Origin of the sequence: Kitasatospora sp. NPDC004745 (assembly GCF_042873275.1) — a bacterium.
In the GTDB taxonomy this organism is placed as follows: domain Bacteria; phylum Actinomycetota; class Actinomycetes; order Streptomycetales; family Streptomycetaceae; genus Kitasatospora.
The window spans coordinates 162038-182415 of record NZ_JBIALK010000002.1 but is presented as its reverse complement, the minus strand read 5'-3'; the positions used below and the strand labels follow the sequence as shown (position 1 = coordinate 182415).

Here is a 20378-nt window from a genome sequence, read left to right as displayed (position 1 = left end):
AGACACTTCCGTCCGTCTCAGCGCCATGACCTGGGGTTTGGGACGTCAGGCCGATGACTTTGGAGAAGCGGAGACACCCGAACGGCCCGGGCCGGAGCCCGTCCCGCTCTCCCCGTACCCCGTTCCCGTCTCGCACCGTTGGAAGGCCGCATGGGTTCCGCCTGGAAGAACCTGCCCGAAGAGCTGTCCGAGCCCGCCAGGGACCTGGCCGGGGAGCTCCGGACCATCAAGGACGCCGCCGGACTCTCGCTGGCCGAACTGGCCACCCGGACGCACTACAGCCGGGCCTCCTGGGAGCGCTGGCTGAACGGCAAACGGGTCATCACCCAGCAGGCGCTGGAAGCGCTGATCGGGACCGTGGACTGCGACGGGCCCGCCCTGCGGTCGCTCTGGGAGCGGGCCGTGGCCGCGCCCGGGGCCGGCGCGCCGGTGCCGGCGACGACCTCCGCCGCGGACGCCCCCGACGGCGGCCCGGCCGCCGGGCAGCCGGCCGACCCGGACCCCGCCCCCGAGGAGCCCGGCTCCGGGTCCGCGTCCGGGTCCGGCCTGTCGCTGTCCGTGCTGTGCGGGCCGACGCCGACCGCGACCGGACCGACCGGGTCCGCGCCGGCGGAGTCCGACGCCGTGGCTCCGGTCGTCGCCGAGCTCCCCGACGTGGCCGCGCCCGCGGTCGAGGCGGATCCCGTCCGGCCGCCCGCGGCCTGGTGGCGGCGCCCGGCGACGCTGCTCACCGCCGCCGCCGTGGTGGCCGCCCTGCTGGTGCTGGTCGGCGTGCGCGCCGCCACCCGGCACGACGAGCCGACGGCCGCCGCCGAGCCCGCCCCGACCTCCTCCATCGCTCCGACCGCCTCGGCGTCCTCGGCGTCACCGGCCAAGCCCGCCTCGGCCCCGCCCGCCTGCCAGGCCGTCGGCTGCGCGCACAAGGACCCGAAGACCACCGGCTGCGGCAAGGACGCCCGCACCCTGCAGACCGACGTCATCGGCAAGGTGGTCGTCTACCTCCGGTACAGCCAGACCTGCCAGGCCGCCTGGGCCGCGATCACCGAGGGCGAGCCGAACGACTACGCGACCATCACCGACAGCACCGGTGACAGCGAGACGGCCCTCATCCACTGGGGCTACGACAACTACTCGTCGATGCTGAACGCGGCCGACCCGCACACCGGCTTCGTGGTCTGCGGCTACCAGCCGGCCGGCCACGTCTGCACCACGGCCATCTCCGACCTGGCCGCCGTCGTGGCCTCCACCCCGATCCCGATCGGTCCCGCCTCGCCGCCCCCGGGCACCGGCGCGGGCGCGGCGAGCACCGACCCGGCCCCGGCCGCCACCGACCCGGGAGCGACCGCGCAGCCGTCCGGGACGCCGGGGGCCGCCTCGCCGTCCGCCGCGAGCCCGGACCCGGGTCAGTCGAGGTAGCCGCGCAGCTGCTCGGCGAAGGCGTGGTCGCGGAGCTTGACCAGCGTCTTCGACTCGATCTGGCGGATCCGCTCCCTGGTCACGCCGAACACCGCACCGATCTCCTCCAGCGTGCGCGGCCTGCCGTCGTCCAGCCCGTAGCGGAGCTGGACGACCTGGCGCTCCCGCTCGCCCAGGGTGGCCAGCACCGCGTCCAGGTGCTGACGCAGGAGCAGGAAGGTGGCGGACTCCGCGGGTGAGGTGGCGTCGGCGTCCTCGATCAGGTCGCCGAGCGCCACGTCGTCCTCCTCCCCCACCGGGGTGTGCAGCGAGATCGGCTCCTGGGCCAGCCGGACCAGTTCCCGCACCCGCGCCTCGGTCAGCTCCAGGGCGGCGGCGACCTCGGCCGCGGTCGGCTCCAGGCCGCGCTCCTGCAGCAGTGCGCGCTGCACCCGGACCACCCGGTTGATCAGCTCGACCACGTGCACCGGCACCCGGATCGTCCGGGCCTGGTCCGCCAGCGCCCGGCTCATCGCCTGCCGGATCCACCAGGTCGCGTAGGTGGAGAACTTGTAGCCGCGGGCGTAGTCGAACTTCTCCACGGCCCGGATCAGGCCGAGGTTGCCCTCCTGGACGAGGTCCAGCAGGGTCAGCCCGCGGCCGACGTACCGCTTGGCGACGGACACCACCAGGCGCAGGTTCGCCTCGATCAGCCGCCGCTTGGCGATCCGCCCCCGCACCACCAGGGTGTCCAGCTCGCGCGCCAGCGGGTCGGGGGGCGGGGGCTCGCCGTTCAGCCGCTCCTCGGCGAACAGGCCGGCCTCGACCCGGCGGGCCAGCTCCACCTCCTCGGCGGCGGTCAGCAGCCGGACCCGGCCGATCTCGCGCAGGTACTGGCGCAGCAGGTCCGCGGCCGGGCCGCTGCCGTCGGCCTGCGGACCGGGCTCCTCCTCCGCATCACGGTCGGCCTCAGCGTCGCGGTCGGCGTCGGCCTCGTCATCGGGCTCGGCGTCGACGTCGGCATCGGGCTCGGCGTCGAGCTCCCCGGCGGCCGGATCCGGGTCAGCGCTCTCGGGATGGCCCTCGGGCAGGCCCTGGGCGGGCACCCGGGCGCCGTCGGGCGGAGCCGCGCCGGCCCGGCCGTGGTCCGTCTCCTGCTCCCGCGCCGGCCCGGCGCGGTCCGGTCTCGTGGTGGTGATGGCGGTGGTCGGTGCGACAAGGCCTTGGTCCACGGGCAGCATCCCCTCGGGGCGGGCGCGACTCTGGCGGACCCGCGCTGTACGGAGGTGGGACGCCATCCAGTGTGCGGTACGCCACACTCCGTGGCCGAGACTCGTGCGCCGACTTTCTGCGCACTTCCCGGGGCGCGCCCGCATCTTCCCGCCGGGCGCGCGACCGTCCGGCCACGCCCGGGGGCGGCGCCCCGGGTCGAGGAGCCGCTGGGGCTCGTCCGGCAGGCCCCGGGGCTCAGAGCGCCGCGGCGCCCCGGCTGCGGAGCTGCTGGCCGTACTGCTGGAGCTGCCACAGCTCGGTCTGCACCGCGTGCAGCTGTTCGGCGTCGGCCCGGTGGCCGAGCCGCTGCAGGTAGCCGCGGACCTCGGCGATCCGGCGGTCGACGGCCAGCAGGCGCAGCTTGACCAGGAACTCCCCCGCGTAGACCGCGTCCACCTTGCGGCGGGAACGCACCGGCTCGACGGTCAGCTCGGTGACCAGCGAGCGCACCTGGTCGTCCGGGGACGCCTCGCGCACCGCGCTGGTGAAGTCCGGCAGGGTCGCCCCGTAGGCGGCGCCGCCGGCCTTGGCGACGGCCTGCCGCACGGCGGTGTACGGCGGGGTGGGGAACTCGTCCTCGCCGTAGTGGTCGAAGGCCGGGCTGACCAGGTCCGGGTGCTGGAGCGCCAGCTTGAGCAGCTCGCGTTCGACGAACTGGGCCGGGTCGCGCGGGTTGAGCCGGAACGCGGGCTGGGCGGGGCGCACCGCGGCGACGGGCTGCTCGGTGCGCCGCGCGGTGCTGCCGCGGGGGTTCTGCTGCTTCTCCCGCTCCCAGCGGGACAGCTGGGAGATCCGGCGGACCACGAACTGCTCGTCGCCGGGATTGACGCCGAGCATGCCGGCCAGGCGGATCGCGTAGCCGTGCCGGATCGACGGGTCCTTGATCTTCGCGACGATCAGGGCGGCCTCCTCCATCGCGGCGGCCTGCCCCTCGGGCGTCTCGACCCGGTGCTTCGACACCGCCGTGTTCAGCGCGAACTCGAAGAGCGGGACGGGGTTGTCGATCAGCTGCTTCACGGCCTCGTCGCCCTGGGCCAGCCGCAGGTCGCACGGGTCCATGCCGCCCGGGCTGACCGCGATGGAGGTCTTGGCCGCGAACTTCTGGTCGTCCTCGAAGGCCCGCAGGGCGGCCTTCTGGCCGGCCGCGTCGCCGTCGAAGGTGAAGACCGTCTCGCCGCGGTACTGCGAGGTGTCCATCAGCAGCCGGCGGATGATCTTGATGTGGTCCTCGGCGAAGGCCGTGCCGCAGGTGGCCACCGCCGAGGTGACCCCGGCCAGGTGGCAGGCCATCACGTCGGTGTAGCCCTCGACCACCACCGCCCGGCCCGACTTGGCGATCTCCTTCTTCGCCAGGTCGATGCCGTACAGCACGTGCGACTTCTTGTAGATCGGCGTCTCGGGGGTGTTCAGGTACTTCGGGCCGTTGTCGTCCTCGCGCAGCCGGCGGGCGCCGAAGCCCACCACCTCGCCCGCGATGTCCCGGATCGGCCAGACCAGCCGGCCCCGGAAGCGGTCGATCAGGCCGCCGCGCTGGCCCTGCGAGGCCAGACCGCCGAGCAGGATCTCCTTGTCGCTGAACCCCTTGCCGCGCAGGTAGCGGACCAGGTGCTCCCAGCCCGCCGGGGCGTAGCCGACGCCGAAGGTCCTGGCGGCCTCCTCGTCGAAGCCGCGCTCGGCGAGGAAGCGGCGGCCGATCTCCGCCTCGGGCGAGGCCAGCTGCTCCTGGTAGTAGGCGGCGGCCACCTTGTGCGCCTCGACCAGGCGGGTCCGCTCGCCCTGCTGGTGGCGGGGGCTGTAGCCGCCCTCCTCGTAACGCAGGGTGATGCCGGCCTGGGCGGCCATCCGCTCGACGGCCTCGGCGAAGGTGAAGTGCTCGATCTTCATCAGGAAGGCGATGGTGTCGCCGTTCTCCTGGCAGCCGAAGCAGTGGAAGACGCCCTTGGCGGGGTTCACGTAGAAGGAGGCGGACTTCTCGTCGTGGAACGGGCAGACGCCCTTGTACTCGCCGCCGCCACCGTTGGTCAGCTGTACGTAGTCGCCGACCACCGCGTCGATCGGCAGTGCGCTGCGCACCGCCTGTACGTCTTCGTCCCTGATCCGCCCGGCCACCCCGGAAGTCTACTGGGGCGGCCGGGCTTTCCGGCCGGGCGCGTCCCGCCGGGCGCCGGGGCGGGCCCGACCGGTCAGGCCCAGGAGGCGCCGACGAGCCTGGCGTGCAGGGCGAGGGCCGAGGCGTCGGTGAGGGTGGCGATCTGGTCGATGACCGTGCGCAGGGCGGCCCGGTCGTCCTCGGCCTCGTGGTACTGGGCGGCGAACACCGGGTCCAGGCCCTCGGGAGCGCGCCGGTTGAGCACGTCCGCCAGCTCGGCGATCACGATCCGCTGGCGGGCGCGCAGCTGGGCCTGCTCGTCGCGCTGCATCACGAAGCGGACGGCGACGGCCTTGAGCACCGCGCACTCCAGCCGCACGCCGCGCGGCACCACCAGCTCGGCCCCGTAGCGGGTGAGCCGGCCGGGGCCGTAGCGGGCCCGGGTGGCCTGCTCGGCGGCCAGGCAGAAGCGGCCGATCAGCTGGCTGGTGAGGTCCTTCAGCCCGGCCCGGGCGCGGGCCGTGCCGTCGTAGGAGCGAGGCCACCAGTCCTGGGCGAGCAGCCGGTCCAGGGCGGCGGCCAGCTCCTCCGGCTCGGCGTCCGGGGCGTAGCGCTCGGCGACCTTGAAGAGTTCGGACCGCTCGCCCGGGGCTCGCAGGGCGGCCGGCTCGATGTGGCCGGCCTGGAGGCCGTCCTCGACGTCGTGGGTGGAGTAGGCCACGTCGTCGGACCAGTCCATGACGGTGGCCTCGAAGCACTTGCGCCCGGCCGGGGAGCCGGCCCGCAGCCAGCGGAAGACCGGCAGGTCGTCGGCGTAGACGCCGTACTTGTGCGAGGCCGGGTCGGTGGGGTGCGCGCCGCGCGACCACGGGTACTTGGTGGCGGCGTCGAGGGCGGCGCGGGTCAGGTTGAGGCCGACGCTGCGGCCGGGCCAGGGGGCGAGCCGGGCGGCGGGCTGCTCGTCCTCGGGCGCGAAGCGCTTGGGTTCGAGCCGGGTGAGGATCCGCAGCGACTGGGCGTTGCCCTCGAAGCCGCCGCAGGCCTCGGCGGCCTGGTCGAGCGCCTCCTCGCCGGTGTGGCCGAACGGCGGGTGGCCGATGTCGTGGGCCAGGCAGGCCGTCTCCACGAGGTCCGGGTCGCAGCCCAGGGCGGCTCCCAACTCGCGCCCGACCTGGGCGCATTCGAGGGAGTGGGTGAGTCTGGTGCGGGGGAAGTCGGCGCGCATCGGGGCGACCACCTGGGTGGTGCCGGCCAGCCGCCGCAGCGCCGCCGAGTGCAGCACCCGGGCGCGGTCGCGCTGGAAGGCGGTGCGGCCGGGGCGCTTGTCCGGTTCGGGGACCCAGCGGGCCTCGGCGGCGTGGTCGTACGGGAACGGGGCGGCGGCGAGGCGGTGCGCGGTGTCATCCATATGCCACACACGGTACGCCGCGCCCCTGACAGCCGGGGTGTGCCGCGCACGAAGGGCGCGAGCCGGGGCGTGAATCCTGCGCCACGCGCTGGTGTCGTCCCGCCCCCTCCCACCGCCGGTGTCGTCCCGCCCCCGTCCCGCCGCGCAGGGGCTCAGCCCCGGACGGCCTTCAGGACGGCCGCCGCCACCGCCTCCTGCCCCTTGGCGTTCGGGTGGATCGCCGCCAGGCCGGGGGCCGGGAACGGCGGCTCGACCCAGCGGGCCGCCTCGCCGGCGCACATGTCGTGCCCGGCCGACGGGGCGGCCGCGTCCACGAACACCGCGCCGGCGCCCTCCGCCCGCTTCCTGAGCATCGCGTTCAGCTGCTGCTCCTTCTCCGACAGGAAGCCGAGGTCGCCGGGGGCCACCGCCTTGCCCAGCACCCGCTCGCAGCCCGCCGGGTCGGCCGGGAGCAGCGTCGGGTAGCCGACCACGTACACCCGGGCCCGCGGGGAGCGGCGCCTGATGTCCTGCAGGATCCCGCCGAGCCGCTCGCCGGCCGCGTCCACCCTGCGCTGCACGTCGTCGGTGCCGCCGGAGGCGTAGTGCGCGCGGCAGGGCGAGGCCGCGCGCGAGGCGCCGACCAGGCCCTTCACCGCGTCCACCAGGTTCTCCTTGGCGCACTCCTGGACGACCTCCATGAAGCCCGCGTCGTTGCCGCCGATGCCGACGGTGACCAGCCGGGTGTCCCCGGTCAGCGCGTCGAGCTGGGGCGGGTTGGTGCCGCGGCCGGTCTCCTGGGCGCCGGTGAGGTCGCCGGTGCGGGCGCCGCTGCAGCTGACGTCCTGGAACTGCGCGGCCGCCAGGCCGAGCCCCTTCGCCACCAGCGACGGGTAGTTGACCCCGGAGCGCGAGCAGCCCGCGGGTTCGCCCACCTGCGGGGCGATCTTCAGGCCGGCGGTGTAGGAGTCGCCGAGGGCCACGTACGGGCCGGTCGGCGGCGGCGTGGACTTCGCGGCCGGAGCGGGCACCGCGCCCGCGAAGCCCCCTCCGCCCGTGTCCGCTCCCCCGGCGCCGGTGCACCCGGCGAGCAGGAGCGCGGCGAGCCCGGCCGTCAGGGCGACGGTCGGGCGCGCGGGCGCGGGCATGGTCCGGTACGTGGTCCTCGGCATGGCATCCCCCCGGGGATAGGCGTCACAGCGGCTCCTCGCGGCGCGTCCCCCGACGCCGCAATCCCCAACGAACGGAGCCGGCGGATGACTCCCGGCCCGGACGGCCTCTCACCGCGGCGTCCTCGGGCCGGTGTCCCCGACGGCCGGGCGGACCGGATCCGCTGCGCGGACCGGATCGGCCGGGCAGGGCCTACTCGGCGCCGCGCTCGTGCTCGGCCAGGAACTGCTCGAAGCGCCGGCCCAGCTCGTCCGCCGAGGGCAGGTCGGCCGGCTCGGCCAGCAGGCTCTCCCGGTCCTCCCCGCCCGCCACCGCGTCGTACTGGCCCTCCATGCCGCGGATCGCCGAGCGCAGCTCGCCGTCGCCCTGCGCCAGCTGCTCCTCGATGTCCGCGTACACCTCGCCGACCCGCGCGCGCAGCCGGGTGCCCGGCAGCACCAGGCCGGTGGCGGACTGCACCGCCTCCAGGATCAGCACGGCCGCGGCCGGGTACTCCGAGCGGGCCACGTAGTGCGGCACGTGCACGGCGAAGCCCAGCACGTCGTGCCCGGCCTCGGCCAGGCGGTACTCCAGCAACGCCTGGGCGCTGCCCGGGACCTGGGCCTGCTCGAACCACTGCGGGTAACCGGCCGCGAGGTCGAGCCGGTTGCCGTGCGGGGTCAGACCGACCGGGCGGGTGTGCGGCACGCCCATCGGGATGCCGTGGAAGTCGACCGACAGCCGGACCTCGAAGCGCTCCGCCAGCTCGCGGACGGCCCGCGCGAAGCGCTCCCACTCGACGTCCGGCTCGGGGCCGGTGAGCAGCAGGAACGGCGCGCCCGCGGCGTCGCGGACCAGCTGCAGCAGGATCTCCGGCGGGTCGTAGGACGTCCACTGGTCGCGGTCGAACACCATGGCGGGACGGCGCGCCCGGTAGTCCACCAGGCGGTCGTGGTCGAAACGGGCCACGACCTGCGGCGATCCCGTCTCCAGGAGGTGGGCCACCACCTGGCCGCCGGCCTCGCCGGCGTCCATGAAGCCCTCGAAGTGGTGGAGCAGCACGAGGCCCGCGCCGGTGTCGCTCAGCTCCGCGTTGGCCGCGGCCACCGCGGCCACGCCCTGCTCGTCCAGCTCGTACAGCGCCTGGAAGTCACGCACCGCGCACCCAACCCCGTTCCCTACTCGTCACGGCCTACCGGATTCCTCGTCCTGTCCAGCGTGCCGGGCGCCGCCGGAATTCCCGACCGCGCCCGGCGGCGTGCCCGGGGGCCGCAGCCGACGCCTCCGGACCATGATCGCACCCGGCGACAAAGTCCCTGGTCACAGGGGTTCGGCGGCCCGCCCGGGGGCGCGTTCGACCGGGCCGCGCCGCCATTCGCGTGCCGCGAAGTGACGCACCGCCTTCTGGCGGGTATCGTCCTCTCGCTGCCTCGCATCGTCGCGTCGTCGTCACGTCGTCCCGTAACGCCGTCGGCCACGTCCCGGTCCGGTGCTCGGCCAGCCACCCACGACGCATCTTGCCTTCACCTGGCCGCCTGCTTCCCTTCGCGCTCTCGTTTCCTTCTCGGCCATTTCGCGGACGCACACTGTCCCTTCGCTCATCCCGCCGGACCGGTCCGAGGACCCGTGTCCGTTCCGGCACCGCGCCGCCCGTTCCGGGCCGCCGCCCCCGCCCCGCCCGACCGGACCTCCGGCGTGCGCCGGTCCCGGCGGACGGCCCCAGGACCGGGGCGAACAGTCCCCGCACCCCGTGCCGCACCCCGGCCCGGGAGGCACCCTCCGACCGATGAAGGACCGAAGGTTCCGTGCCCGTACCTGTCATCCTCACCGGCCGCACCGTGCGGCTGGAGCCCCTCGCCGCGCACCACGCCGAGGCCATCGCCGAGGCCGGCGCCGAGGACCGTACGACCTACGCCTTCACCGCCGTCCCGCACGGCCTGGAAGCGGCCCGCGAGTACATCGCCCGCGCCCTGGCCGACCAGGCCGCGGGGCGGTCGCTGCCGTTCGCCACGGTGAACGTCGCCGACGGCCGGGTGGTCGGCTCCACCCGGTTCCTGGAACTCGACTACTGGCAGGGCCCGGTGGTCTGGCCGCCGGTGCCCGGCGTGCCGTTCGGCGACCCGGCCACGGCCGTCCCGGACGCCGCCGAGATCGGCAACACCTGGCTCTCGCCGCGGGCCCAGGGCACCGGCATCAACACCGAGGCCAAGCTGCTGATGCTCCGCCACGCCTTCGAGACCTGGGGCGTCCAGCGGATCTCGCTGCGCGCCGACGCCCGCAACCTGCGCTCGCGGTCCGCCATCGAGCGGCTCGGCGCCACCTCCGAGGGGGTCCGCCGGGCCCACTCGCGCGGGCTCGACGGCGTGGTGCGCTCGACCGCGTTCTACTCGATCCTCGACTCCGAGTGGCCCGCCGTCCGGGACATCATCGAGCTGCGGATCGCCGCCGCCACCTCGCCCAGCGCCCCGGATCCGGCGATCAACCAGGAGTGCCTTAGACACGGCGGCAGCGGTGCCGGGCAGCTGATGATCACGGCCTGAAGGCCTCCCGCTCACCGGTGGCGGCGGTGCGCAGGATCCACGCCAGCAGCGCCGGGGCGTGCCGCTCCCCCGGCAGGGCCAGCCACCGGTTGTGACCGGCCTCCACGACCGCGGAGACCGGGCGCCGGCCGCCGCGGACCAGGGCGACCGCGACCTCCCAGATCGGGTGACCGCTCCGGGAGTCGCAGATCCGCACGGCTCCGCCGGCGGTGTGGACGGCCCACCGGTGGTCCAGGGCGGCCGGGTCGCCGCCGGTGCGGATCCGCTGCCACTGCTCCTCCGTCCACAGCACGTCCGGGACGGCCTGCGGGCGCGGGACCAGCATGGCGGCGCGGCCGCGGCCCCCGGTGACGGAGCCGGGCCGCGGGAACGCCCAGGCCGGCAGCGGCTCCCGGGCCGCCAGCCAGGCCGCCGGGATGCCCCGGGTGCCGGTGTGGGCGGCGACCACTCCCCCGGTGATCGCGGCCACGGTGTCCATGTCGCCGCCGGGCGCGACCGCCTCCCGGACGGCGGCCCGGTAGTCGGTCAGCCGCCGGGCCGCGCACCAGAGCGCGTAGGGGACGGTGTCGGCGGCGGACGTCCGGCTGCCGTTGCCGAGCACCCGGGCGGCCGCGAGCGGGTCCGGCTCGGCGAGCAGGGCGGCCGCCTCGGCCAGGCCGTCGTGGACGGCACCGCTCGGGGTGTGGTGGCGGACCTTCGCCAGGAAGCCGTTCGGCGTCATGGTCCCGGTCCGGGCCCGGACCGCCACCGCGGCGGCGACCGCGACCGCGACCGCGCCGTCCACCGCCTGCGGGTGGGTGTGGGTGGTCACCGCCGTCCGGGCGGCCAGCCGGACCACCTCGTCCAGGTCGTCGGCGAGCGCCGCCCCCAGCGGGGCGACCCGCATCGCGGCGCCGTTGCCGTAGGAGCCCCGGCCGTCGAAGAGAGCGGCGGCGAGCGCCCGGGCGTCGCCGCCCTCCCGGACCAGCCGGAGCATCCGGTTGGCGGCCGGGCCGTAGCCGCGGTCGAAGTCGTGGCGCAGGGCGAAGGCAAGCGTGAGGTCGGCCGGGTCGACGGTGCCGCGCTCGGTGACGGCCGCGTAGACCGAGCAGGCCATCTCGGTGTCGTCGGTCCACGGCCAGGGGCCGGGCGGGTCGGTGCGGTCGGCGAGGTGGGCGGCCGCGGTGGCGGGGACGAAGAACTGCGCTCCGAGGGCGTCGCCCACGGAGAGCCCGTTGAGCGCGTCGAGTGCGGGGCTGTCGGGTGGAGTCGTCATAGGCGGTCCAGCTCAGCGTCCGGACCGACGGTCCGTCAACATCATTCCCGCGGAAGCCTCCGACGGGCGATGTTTCGCATACATCCGAACGGGACGGGCAGCACCGGGTCATGACCCGCGCGAACCCCCTCGACCCCGTCGTGCTGCTCGGCGCCGACCAGCAGCACATCGCCACCCGGGCGCAGCTGCGCCGGCTCGGCGTGCCCTCCGGCACCATCGCCCACCGGCTGCGCCCCGGCGGGCCCTGGCAGCAGGTGCTGCCCCGGGTGATCTGCCTGCAGAGCGGCCGGTTGACCGGCCATCAGCGGCTGCGCGCCGCCCTGGCGTACGCGAGCCCCAAGGGGCGTGAGCCCCGGGCCGGGGAGGTGCTGCTGACCGGCCACGCGGTGCTCGCCGACGCGGGGCTGCCGAGCGCCGGGCACCCGGCCGACCTCGATCGCGTCGACGTCCTGATCCCGGGTCAACGCCGAGTGGCGGAGCGGGAGTTCGTCCGAATCCACCGGTCGGCCGGGCCGCTGCCGGGCGGTTACGAGCGGGACGACGGGCTGTGGAGCGCCACCGTGGCCCGGGCGCTGGCCGACCTCGCGCCGCGCGAGAGCGGGCAGCAGCGCTTCCGGGCGCTGTGCGCCGAGGCCGTCCAGCGGCGGCACTGCGAACTCGGCGAGCTGTTGGACCACCTGCTGGCCAGACCGGGCGCGCTCGGACTGCCGCAGGTGGCCCGGGTGGTGGAGGACCTCACGGCCGGGGTGCGGTCGGTGGTCGAGGGCGAGGCCCGGGAGGTGCTGGCGCACACCGGTCTGCCCGAACCGCTGTGGAACGCGGTGCTCTTCCTGGACGGCCGCTTCCTCGCCGTCCCGGACGCCTACTGGCCGCACGCCTGCGTGGCCCTGGAGATCGACTCCCGCGCCTGGCACCTGCGGCCCGCCGACCACGAGCGCGGCCTGGCCCGCGCCAACCGGCTGACGGCCGTCGGCCTCCCGGTGGTCCGCACCACTCCGACCCAGCTCCGCCGGGACCCGACCCCGCTCCTGCACGAGCTGACCGCGCTCCTCACCACCGGCCCGCACGGCCCGCACCGCCGGGTCAGCTGGCGCCGCGCCAGGTGACGCGGCGGCGGGCGGGCCGGGCGTACGCGGGGCCGGGGGTGGCGCGGAGCACCGGGCGTCGACCGCGCCGGTCAGCAGCGCGGGTCGATCTCCTGGAAGGTGGCGTAGTGGTCGGCGGACCAGTACTGTTCGCCGGCGTTGCCGGTGACGACCCGGCGGGTACCGCGGTCGTTGGAGCCGGGGGTGACCACGGTGTACTCGTGGTAGTAGCCGTCGCCCTTGCGCGGCAGCCGGCTCTCGCGGTTCTCGAAGACGATGCCGTCACGGTTGTACGGGTACGGGCCGCCCTTGGCGATCAGGCCGAGGGTGTCCTGGGCCTGGCCGGGGAGCTTGGAGCGGCAGACGTCGGCGAGCGCCGGGTCGGCGGGCACCCAGGTGCCGGCGGCGGGGCCGCCTCCGCCGGGCGGCGGCGTGGGCTTCGGGGCGGAGGGCCTGGGGGCCGAGGAGCCCGTGGTGGCGGCGGTGGGGGTCGCGGCGGCCCTGGGGTGGCTGCCGCCGCCCCGGGCCGAGAGCAGGTACCCGACCGCGGCGGCGATCGCGAGGATCACCACGGCCACGAGCACGGGCAGACGGTTGCGGCTGGTCATGCGCCCCAGCTTGGCAGGCCCCGGCGGCGGGGGCGGGGTGTCACGCGCGTGGCCGCCGCCACACGCACGTGGGCCGGGCGGGGACGGACGCCGTTGTCCGTCCCCGCCCGGCCGTGTTACGTACGCCGGTTCTCCTGCGCCGAGCTCCGGTGCACGCCCTCCCGGTGGGGAGGGGAGCGGTCAGTCCGGCTCGCGGCCGAGGAGGGGATGCCTACCCTCTCTCAGCGCGAGTCGCTGCCCGCCGTCTCGATGGCGGCGCGGCCGGCCTCCAGGCGCGCCACCGGGATCCGGAAGGGGGAGCAGGAGACGTAGTCCAGCCCCACCTCGTGGAAGAAGTGGACCGAGTCCGGGTCGCCGCCGTGCTCGCCGCAGACGCCGAGCTTGAGGTCGGGGCGGGTGGCCCGGCCGGCCTCGACGGCGTGCTTGACGAGCGAGCCGACGCCGTCGCGGTCGATGGTCTCGAACGGGGAGACCCCGAAGATGCCCTTCTCCAGGTAGGCGGTGAAGAACGAGGCCTCCACGTCGTCCCGGGAGAAGCCCCAGACCGTCTGGGTGAGGTCGTTGGTGCCGAAGGAGAAGAACTCGGCGGCCTCGGCGATCTGGCCCGCCGTCACGGCGGCGCGCGGCAGCTCAATCATGGTGCCGAGCTTGATGTCCAGCTGGACGCCGGTGGACTGGGCGACCTCGGCGAGCACGCGCTCGCACTCGTCGCGGACAAGCTCCAGCTCCTGGACGGTGCCGACCAGCGGGATCATCACCTCGGGGCGCGGGTCCCCGCCGGCCAGCTTGCGCTCGGCGGCGGCCTCGGCGATGGCGCGGACCTGCATGCCGAACAGGCCGGGGATGACCAGGCCGAGGCGCACGCCGCGCAGGCCGAGCATCGGGTTCTGCTCGTGCAGCTTGTGCACCGCCTGGAGCAGGCGCAGGTCGTTCTCGTTCGGGTCCTTGCGGGCCTCGGCGAGGGCGACGCGCACCGACAGCTCGGTGATGTTCGGCAGGAACTCGTGCAGCGGCGGGTCGAGCAGGCGGACGGTGACGGGCAGTCCGTCCATCGCCTGGAAGAGCTCCAGGAAGTCGCTCTTCTGCAGCGGCAGCAGGGTGGAGAGCGCGAGCTCGCGGTCCTTGTCGTTGTCCGCCAGGATCAGGTGCTCGACCTCCTTGCGGCGCTCCTCGCCGAGGAACATGTGCTCGGTGCGGCACAGGCCGATGCCCTGGGCGCCGTAGCGGCGGGCGCGCCCGCCGTCCTCGGCGTTGTCGGCGTTGGCGCGCACCGCGAGGCGGCGGCGGCCGTCGGCGTGCGACATCAGCCGGTGCACGGCCTGGACCAGCCCGCCCTGGACGTCGGCGCCGGCGTGCAGGGTGCCCTCGAAGTACTCGACGACGGGGGACGGCAGGACGGGTACCTCACCGAGGTAGACCTTGCCGGAGGCGCCGTCGATGGAGACGACGTCGCCCTCCTCGACGACCAGGCCGTCGGCGGTGGTGAACCGGCGGGACTTGGTGTCGACCTCCAGCTCCTCGGCGCCGCAGACGCAGGTCTTGCCCATGCCGCGGGCGACCACGGCGGCGTGCGAGGTCTTGCCGCCGCGCGAGGTGAGGATGCCCTCGGCGGCGATCATGCCGTCCAGGTCGTCCGGGTTGGTCTCGCGGCGGACCAGGATGACCTTCTCGCCGGAGCGGGACCACTTGACGGCGGTGTAGGAGTCGAAGACGACCTTGCCGATCGCGGCGCCGGGCGAGGCGGCCAGGCCCCAGCCGATCTGCTTGGACTCGGCGTTCGGGGCGAAGCGCGGGAACATGAGCTGCGAGAGCTGGCCGCCGGTGACCCGCATCAGGGCCTCGTCCAGGTCGATCAGGCCCTGGTCGACCAGCTGGACGGCGATCCGGAAGGCGGCCGCGGCGGTGCGCTTGCCGACGCGGGTCTGCAGCATCCAGAGCTTGCCGCGCTCGATGGTGAACTCGATGTCGCAGAGGTCGCGGTAGTGGTTCTCGAGCTTCTGCATGATCGCCATCAGCTCGTCGTACGACTTCTTGTCGAGCTTCTCCAGCTCGGACAGCTGCAGCGTGTTGCGGATGCCGGCGACGACGTCCTCGCCCTGGGCGTTGGACAGGTAGTCGCCGTAGACGCCCTGGGCGCCCGTGGAGGGGTCACGGGTGAAGGCGACGCCGGTGCCGGAGTCCTCGCCGAGGTTGCCGAAGACCATGCTGCAGACGTTGACCGCGGTGCCGAGGTCGTTCGGGATGCGCTCCTGCCGGCGGTACAGGCGGGCACGGTCGCCGTTCCAGGAGTGGAAGACGGCGTGGATGGCGAGGTCCATCTGCTCGCGCGGGTCCTGCGGGAAGGCCCGGCCGGTCTCGCGCTGGACGATGCCCTTGAACACCTCGACGAGTTCCCGGAGGTCGGAAGCGTCCAGGTCCAGGTCGTTGACGGTGCCCTTGGCGTGCTTGGCCGCGTCCAGGGCCTCCTCGAACAGCTCGCCGTCGACGCCCAGCACGGTCTTGCCGAACATCTGGACCAGGCGGCGGTAGGAGTCCCAGGCGAAGCGCTCGTTGCCGGACTGGGCTACGAGGCCGGTCACCGACGCGTCGGAGAGGCCGATGTTGAGGACGGTGTCCATCATGCCGGGCATGGAGAACTTCGCGCCGGAGCGCACCGAGACGAGGAGGGGGTCGTCGGCCTGGCCGAGCTTCTTGCCCATCTCCTGCTCGAGGGCGTCCAGGTGGGCGCCGATCTCCTCGTGGAGCGAGGTCGGCTCGCTGCCGGTCTCCAGGAAGACCTTGCAGGCCTCGGTGGTGATGGTGAACCCCGGGGGGACGGGGAGTCCCAGGTTGGTCATCTCGGCCAGGTTCGCGCCCTTGCCACCAAGAAGATCCTTGAGGTCCTTGTTTCCTTCGGTGAAGGAGTAAACAAACTTCTGCTGGGACGGCACGGGTCGGTCTCCTCGTACGCGGTTGCCCTGACGCCGGAGAACATACCCATTTCGAAGGCACTTCTCTGCCCCGAATAGGCCGTACGAGGCCGGTACCCAGCGGTAACCCGCTAGATCGAAAGCACATAAAGGCGTTCACCTCTGTTGGTGAAATCGTCCGGATGACGCTAGCCAGCGTTCAAGTCTTGAACGCAAGGAAACGTGAAGATCACACGATTCGGACGGAGGGTAGCGGCGCCGGGTCCGTCGCGTTGCCCCGGCTTGATTTCCTGCACCCGGATCCCCGATCCCCGGCCGACCGGCTTCGGGAAGCGATTCACCGCCGACCTGTCCAATTCGTCCACTGACCCGCCATCAGTCGACACCGTATGTGGCAAGAGTCACCAGCACATCTCGCCCTTCGAGCGTAGGCCACCTCCGCCGATCGTCGCACTCCGTCCACTCGCATGCCCGCAGCGTGACGATCGGGCGCCGAAAAGGAGCCCTCCTGTCCAGATTGGACAAGAGGGCTGGGACCGGGTGGCAGTGGACCCTCGGAGGCCCATTTCGCCACTAAGGACAGATCATCCGCCAGAGGTGTCCGATTCGGCGTCTTCGCCGGGTCGGGCGCAGTCGTACGGATCGTCCAACCACCCCTCCGGCAGGACCACCCGGTTGTTGCCGCTGGTGCGCCCGCGCGGGCCGTCCGCACCGGCCGGCCACCCCTGGGACTGCTCCACCTCGGACAGGGTTTCGGCCAGTTCGGCCAGGGAGGAGGAGCCGGCGAGCCGCACCCGCAGCTCGGAGCCGACCGAGAAGCCCTTGGTGTACCAGGCGACGTGCTTGCGGAAGTCGACCACGCCGCGTGCCTCGTCCCCGATCCACTCGCCGAGCAGCTGCGCGTGGCGCACCATCGCCCGGGCCACGTAGCCGAAGTCGGGGCGGGCGTAGTCGACGTCGCCCTCGAAGATCGCGACCAGGTCCTTGAACAGCCACGGCCGGCCCAGGCAGCCGCGCCCCACCACCACGCCGTCGCACCCGGTCTCGCGCATCATCCGCAGCGCGTCGTCCGCCGACCAGATGTCCCCGTTGCCGAGCACCGGGACGTGCGCGGGGACGGACTCGCGCAGCCGGGCGATCGCCGACCAGTCGGCCGTGCCGCCGTAGTGCTGGGCGGCGGTGCGCCCGTGCAGGGCGATCGCGGCCACCCCCTCCTCGGCGCCGATCCGGCCGGCGTCCAGGAAGGTGAGGTGGTCGTCGTCGATGCCCTTGCGCATCTTCATCGTCACCGGCAGCTCCCCCGCGTTGGCCACCGCCTCGCGCAGGATCTCGCGCAGCAGGTTGCGCTTGTACGGCAGCGCCGAGCCGCCGCCCTTGCGGGTCACCTTGGGCACCGGGCACCCGAAGTTGAGGTCGATGTGGTCGGCCAGGCCCTCGTCCGAGATCATCCGGGCGGCCTTGCCGACGGTCACCGGGTCCACGCCGTACAGCTGGATCGACCGCGGCTTCTCGCTCGGGTCGAACCTGATCAGCTGCATGGTCTTGGCGTTGCGCTCGACCAGCGCCCGGGTGGTGATCATCTCCGACACGTACAGGCCCTTGCCGCCGGACTGCTCACGGCAGAGCGTGCGGAACGGCGCGTTGGTGATGCCGGCCATCGGCGCCAGCACGACGGGCGGCCACACCCGGATCGGGCCGATGTCCAGCGGCGCGAACTCGGTGTCGGGCGCGGTGGGTGCGGACGTGGCTGTCATGCGCGGCTGACCTCGGGGCAGGGGACGGGGACTCTCCATTGTCCCCCACCCGGGTCACCGGCCCGGTGCGGGCCCGGTGCGGGCACCGCCCGGCGGCCGGGGCGGGCGCCGGCCGGCCCCGGGCCCCGGACGCCCGACCGCCCCGGGCTCAGGACGGGTCGATCGTGACCGACCCGGAGCCGACCGAGGCGTGGATCCGGTTCGGGCTGGCGGAGTCCGCCAGGTTCGGGTCGATGTGCCGGCTGCCGCTGCCCGCCTCACCGCTGAAGCCGTACCGGGTGCCCGTCGGCAGGGTCATCCGCAGCGAGCCGGAGGCCGTCCTGGCGTCCACCGACCGCGGGGCCTTCGCGAAGGCCAGCTCCAGCGCGCCCGAGGTGCTCTCCACCTCCACCCGCCCGGAGCTCAGGTCCACGCCCTGCACCATCCCGGAACCGGTGTGCGCGTACACCTCGCCCGAGATGTCGACCAGCCGCAGCTGACCCGAGCCGAGGTCCATCCGGACGCCGCCGCTCAGGCCCTCCACCTCGACGCTGCCCGAGCCCACCTCCCCCGAGACGTCGGTGCCGGCCGGCACCTCCAGATCGATCTGGGCGCCGCACCCGAAGTCGGCGACCGGCAGGACCTGCCGGCAGTCCATGCCGACGGTGAGCACGTCGCCCTCGAAGGTGGCCGACACCACCGGCTTGCGCACCGTCCAGTCCAGGTTCTGCCGCACCACCACGTGGCCGTCCCGGCCCGCCCTGATCCGCACCGCGGCGCTGCCGGTGTCCAGCCTGAGCCGGTGGACCGCCACGTCGTACGACTGGACGGAGGTGGTCTGCTGCTGCACCGCCACCGCCCAGGTCTGCACCCCGGCGCCGATCAGGCCGAGCACGGTCGCGACCGTCCCGGTGACCCGCCAGGCCCTGCGGACCGCCACCCCCTTCTCCCCCGCCACCGCTACCCGACCTCCAGGAACCGCAGCACCGCCATCACCCGGCGGTGGCTGTCGTCGGCCGGCGGGAGGTCCAGCTTGGTGAAGATCGAGTTGATGTGCTTGGCCACCGCGCTGTCGCTGACCACCAGCGCGCCCGCGATCGCCGCGTTGGAACGGCCCTCCGCCATCAGGCCGAGGACGTCCCGCTCGCGCGGGGTCAGCTTCTCCAGCGGATCCCGGTGCCGCCGCACCAGCAGCTGGGCCACCACCTCCGGGTCCAGCGCGGTGCCGCCCGCGGCGACCCGCTGCAGCGCGTCCAGGAAGTCGTCCACGTTGGCGACCCGCTGCTTCAGCAGGTAGCCCACGCCGCTGGTGTTGGTGGCCAGCAGGTCGGCCGCGTAGCGCTCCTCCACGAACTGGGACAGCAGCAGCACGGCGACCTCCGGCCACTCCCGGCGGATCACCATGGCGGCCTTCACGCCCTCGTCGTGGAAGCCCGGCGGCATCCGGACGTCCGCCACCACCACGTCCGGGCGGTGCTCCTCGACCGCGGCCAGCAGCTCGGTGGCGTCCCCGACGGCGGCCACGACCTCGAAGTCCACCGCCTCCAGGACCTTGACCAGGCCGACCCTCAACAGGACCGAGTCCTCGGCGATCACAGCACGCACGGCAACTCCACGGTGATGGTGGTGGGACCCCCGAGGGGGCTGAGAACGGAGAGGGTGCCGTCGACCGCGGCGGTGCGCTTACGCAGACCGGTCAGACCGGTCCCGCCGGCCGGATCCGCGCCGCCCACGCCGTCGTCGCTGACGACCAGGCGCAGCCGGCCGCCGGCCGTCCGCACCGAGAGGTCGACCCGCCGGGCGCGGGCGTGCTTGGCCACGTTGGTCAGGGCCTCGGAGACGGTGAAGTACGCCACCGCCTCCACCGTCGGCGAGACCGGCTCGGACAGGTCGACGTCCAGCCGCACCGGCAGCGGGGCCCGCGCGGCGATCCCGGACAGCGCGGCGTCCAGGCCGCGGTCCTCCAGGACGGCCGGGTGCAGGCCGCGGACCAGGTCGCGCAGCTCGTCGATGGCCGCCTGGGCCTCCTCGTGCGCGGCCACGATGACCTGCATGGCCTCGGGCGGCAGCACGTCCTTGAGGGTGCGCCGGGCCAGGCCCAGGTTCATCGCCAGGGAGGTCAGCCGCTGCTGGGCGCCGTCGTGCAGGTCCCGCTCGATCCGGCGGCGCTCGGCGTCCACCGCGTCCACCAGCCCGGCACGGCTCTCGGTGACCTCCTCCACCCGGCGCTCGAGCCTCTCCGCCCGGTTCGGGCCGAGCAGCAGGCCCGCCGCACGCACCTCCAGCCAGGCCGCCAGGGCCGCCAGCCACGGCGCGGCCGCCAGCAGCAGCACCCCGCAGAGCGTGATCGCGACGTCCAGCCCGGCCAGCTCGGAGCGCAGCCCGCCACTGGGCAGCAACCAGATCCAGCCGTACGTGCAGGCCATCACCAGCCCGGCACCCCAGGCGTACAGCACCGCCAGCGCGCCCACCGCCAGCAGCGGGCCGACCACCAGGTGGTAGGCGCTCTGGCGCCAGGTCAGGCCCAGCAGCCACCGGTGCCAACCGCCGGCCGGGCGCGGCGGCGGCACCTCCACCCCGTGCAGGGCGCGCAGCCGGCCGCGCTGGAGGGCCGTCAGCGGACGGGTACCGCCGAGGACGAGGACGAGCACCGGGAACAGCAGGGCGGACTCGGTGACGCCCAGCCAGACGGGCAGGGCGATCGGGATGCCGGCGGCTATCAGACGGGTGTCCCGCCAGGCCCCGGGCGACCACGGGGTGCGCCGGAGGCTCCTGACGAGCGCTCGGCGCAACGGTGTGGAGGACATGGCCGACAGCGTAGGGCCCGGTGATCATCGACCGCCATGAAGGGGGCGCCCCGGCGGGGGTGTACCTGGGTACACCCCCGATTCGGAGCGGGGCACCACCGACAACGGACCATGATCGACGGAATTCTTGGGCCCATGACGAGCAGCGC

General features: G+C 74.3%; 15 protein-coding genes. 3 read left to right on the top strand and 12 right to left on the bottom strand.

The annotated features are described in order from the left end of the window. The first annotated feature begins 150 nt into the window (after window positions 1-150). Complete coding sequence (locus ACFYUY_RS04250) at window positions 151-1416, top strand: DUF2690 domain-containing protein (RefSeq protein ID WP_387897708.1); 1266 nt, start codon at window positions 151-153, stop codon at window positions 1414-1416. Here ACFYUY_RS04250 and ACFYUY_RS04245 read toward each other — a convergent pair. From ACFYUY_RS04245 to ACFYUY_RS04225, 5 genes are all read right to left on the bottom strand, one after another. After that, window positions 1404-2636: an RNA polymerase sigma factor gene (locus ACFYUY_RS04245; RefSeq protein ID WP_387898645.1), complete on the bottom strand. Its 1233-nt coding sequence runs from the start codon at window positions 2634-2636 to the stop codon at window positions 1404-1406. The genes ACFYUY_RS04250 and ACFYUY_RS04245 overlap by 13 nt on opposite strands. A gap of 226 nt (window positions 2637-2862) precedes the next feature. Next, window positions 2863-4776 carry a DNA primase gene (dnaG, locus tag ACFYUY_RS04240; RefSeq protein ID WP_360210090.1) on the bottom strand — a complete coding sequence of 638 codons (1914 nt, stop codon included), beginning with the start codon at window positions 4774-4776 and terminating at the stop codon, window positions 2863-2865. Window positions 4777-4850: 74 nt separating this feature from the next. After that, window positions 4851-6164, bottom strand: coding sequence for a deoxyguanosinetriphosphate triphosphohydrolase (locus ACFYUY_RS04235; protein WP_360210092.1), 1314 nt, complete (start codon window positions 6162-6164; stop codon window positions 4851-4853). A 152-nt stretch (window positions 6165-6316) separates the two neighbouring features. Then, the gene (locus ACFYUY_RS04230) at window positions 6317-7315 is read right to left on the bottom strand and encodes an SGNH/GDSL hydrolase family protein (protein ID WP_360210094.1); all 999 of its coding nucleotides are present in this window, start codon (window positions 7313-7315) and stop codon (window positions 6317-6319) included. Window positions 7316-7505: 190 nt separating this feature from the next. Beyond that, window positions 7506-8450: a PAC2 family protein gene (locus ACFYUY_RS04225; RefSeq protein WP_360210096.1), complete on the bottom strand. Its 945-nt coding sequence runs from the start codon at window positions 8448-8450 to the stop codon at window positions 7506-7508. Window positions 8451-9097: 647 nt separating this feature from the next. Between ACFYUY_RS04225 and ACFYUY_RS04220 the strand changes: the two genes are divergently transcribed. Continuing rightward, the gene (locus ACFYUY_RS04220) at window positions 9098-9832 is read left to right on the top strand and encodes a GNAT family protein (protein WP_360210098.1); all 735 of its coding nucleotides are present in this window, start codon (window positions 9098-9100) and stop codon (window positions 9830-9832) included. On the opposite strand, the gene ACFYUY_RS04215 is transcribed toward ACFYUY_RS04220, so the two are convergent. Next, window positions 9822-11087, bottom strand: a complete 1266-nt coding sequence (locus ACFYUY_RS04215) for an ADP-ribosylglycohydrolase family protein (protein ID WP_387897703.1) — start codon at window positions 11085-11087, stop codon at window positions 9822-9824. The two genes, ACFYUY_RS04220 and ACFYUY_RS04215, sit on opposite strands and share 11 nt — an antisense overlap. A 110-nt stretch (window positions 11088-11197) precedes the next feature. Here ACFYUY_RS04215 and ACFYUY_RS04210 point away from each other — a divergent pair, with 110 nt between their 5' ends. Then, window positions 11198-12193 (top strand): hypothetical protein, encoded by a 996-nt coding sequence (locus tag ACFYUY_RS04210; RefSeq protein ID WP_387897701.1) that lies wholly within the window; start codon window positions 11198-11200, stop codon window positions 12191-12193. 71 nt (window positions 12194-12264) lie between these two features. Here the strand turns inward: ACFYUY_RS04210 and ACFYUY_RS04205 are convergent, their stop codons facing one another. The 6 genes from ACFYUY_RS04205 to ACFYUY_RS04180 all read right to left on the bottom strand — a co-directional run bounded on the left by ACFYUY_RS04205 (window position 12265) and on the right by ACFYUY_RS04180 (window position 20229). Beyond that, a complete protein-coding gene (locus ACFYUY_RS04205) occupies window positions 12265-12780 on the bottom strand; it encodes a ribonuclease (protein WP_360210104.1) in 516 nt (171 codons plus the stop codon). Between the two features lie 221 nt (window positions 12781-13001). Beyond that, on the bottom strand, window positions 13002-15710 hold the full coding sequence (gene ppdK, locus ACFYUY_RS04200) for a pyruvate, phosphate dikinase (RefSeq protein WP_360210106.1): 2709 nt from the start codon (window positions 15708-15710) through the stop codon (window positions 13002-13004). 563 nt (window positions 15711-16273) lie between these two features. After that, a complete protein-coding gene (dusB, locus tag ACFYUY_RS04195) occupies window positions 16274-17443 on the bottom strand; it encodes a tRNA dihydrouridine synthase DusB (protein ID WP_387897698.1) in 1170 nt (389 codons plus the stop codon). Between the two features lie 148 nt (window positions 17444-17591). Beyond that, window positions 17592-18362, bottom strand: a complete 771-nt coding sequence (locus tag ACFYUY_RS04190) for a DUF4097 family beta strand repeat-containing protein (RefSeq protein WP_387897695.1) — start codon at window positions 18360-18362, stop codon at window positions 17592-17594. Between the two features lie 20 nt (window positions 18363-18382). Next, window positions 18383-19027: a response regulator transcription factor gene (locus ACFYUY_RS04185; RefSeq protein WP_360210112.1), complete on the bottom strand. Its 645-nt coding sequence runs from the start codon at window positions 19025-19027 to the stop codon at window positions 18383-18385. Next, window positions 19015-20229 (bottom strand): histidine kinase, encoded by a 1215-nt coding sequence (locus tag ACFYUY_RS04180; protein WP_387897692.1) that lies wholly within the window; start codon window positions 20227-20229, stop codon window positions 19015-19017. The genes ACFYUY_RS04185 and ACFYUY_RS04180 overlap by 13 nt, the downstream gene beginning before the upstream one ends. Between the last annotated feature and the right edge of the window lie 149 nt (window positions 20230-20378).

Excerpts from the sequence above, each read along its gene's own strand:
- ACFYUY_RS04230 (WP_360210094.1), bottom strand. The coding sequence starts at position 7,315 with ATGCCGAGGACCACGTACCGGACCATGCCCGCGCCCGCGCGCCCGACC.
- ACFYUY_RS04215 (WP_387897703.1), bottom strand. The coding sequence starts at position 11,087 with ATGACGACTCCACCCGACAGCCCCGCACTCGACGCGCTCAACGGGCTC.
- ACFYUY_RS04250 (WP_387897708.1), top strand. The coding sequence starts at position 151 with ATGGGTTCCGCCTGGAAGAACCTGCCCGAAGAGCTGTCCGAGCCCGCC.
- dusB (WP_387897698.1), bottom strand. The coding sequence starts at position 17,443 with ATGACAGCCACGTCCGCACCCACCGCGCCCGACACCGAGTTCGCGCCG.
- ACFYUY_RS04245 (WP_387898645.1), bottom strand. The coding sequence starts at position 2,636 with ATGCTGCCCGTGGACCAAGGCCTTGTCGCACCGACCACCGCCATCACC.
- ACFYUY_RS04180 (WP_387897692.1), bottom strand. The coding sequence starts at position 20,229 with ATGTCCTCCACACCGTTGCGCCGAGCGCTCGTCAGGAGCCTCCGGCGC.
- ACFYUY_RS04210 (WP_387897701.1), top strand. The coding sequence starts at position 11,198 with ATGACCCGCGCGAACCCCCTCGACCCCGTCGTGCTGCTCGGCGCCGAC.
- ACFYUY_RS04235 (WP_360210092.1), bottom strand. The coding sequence starts at position 6,164 with ATGGATGACACCGCGCACCGCCTCGCCGCCGCCCCGTTCCCGTACGAC.
- ACFYUY_RS04205 (WP_360210104.1), bottom strand. The coding sequence starts at position 12,780 with ATGACCAGCCGCAACCGTCTGCCCGTGCTCGTGGCCGTGGTGATCCTC.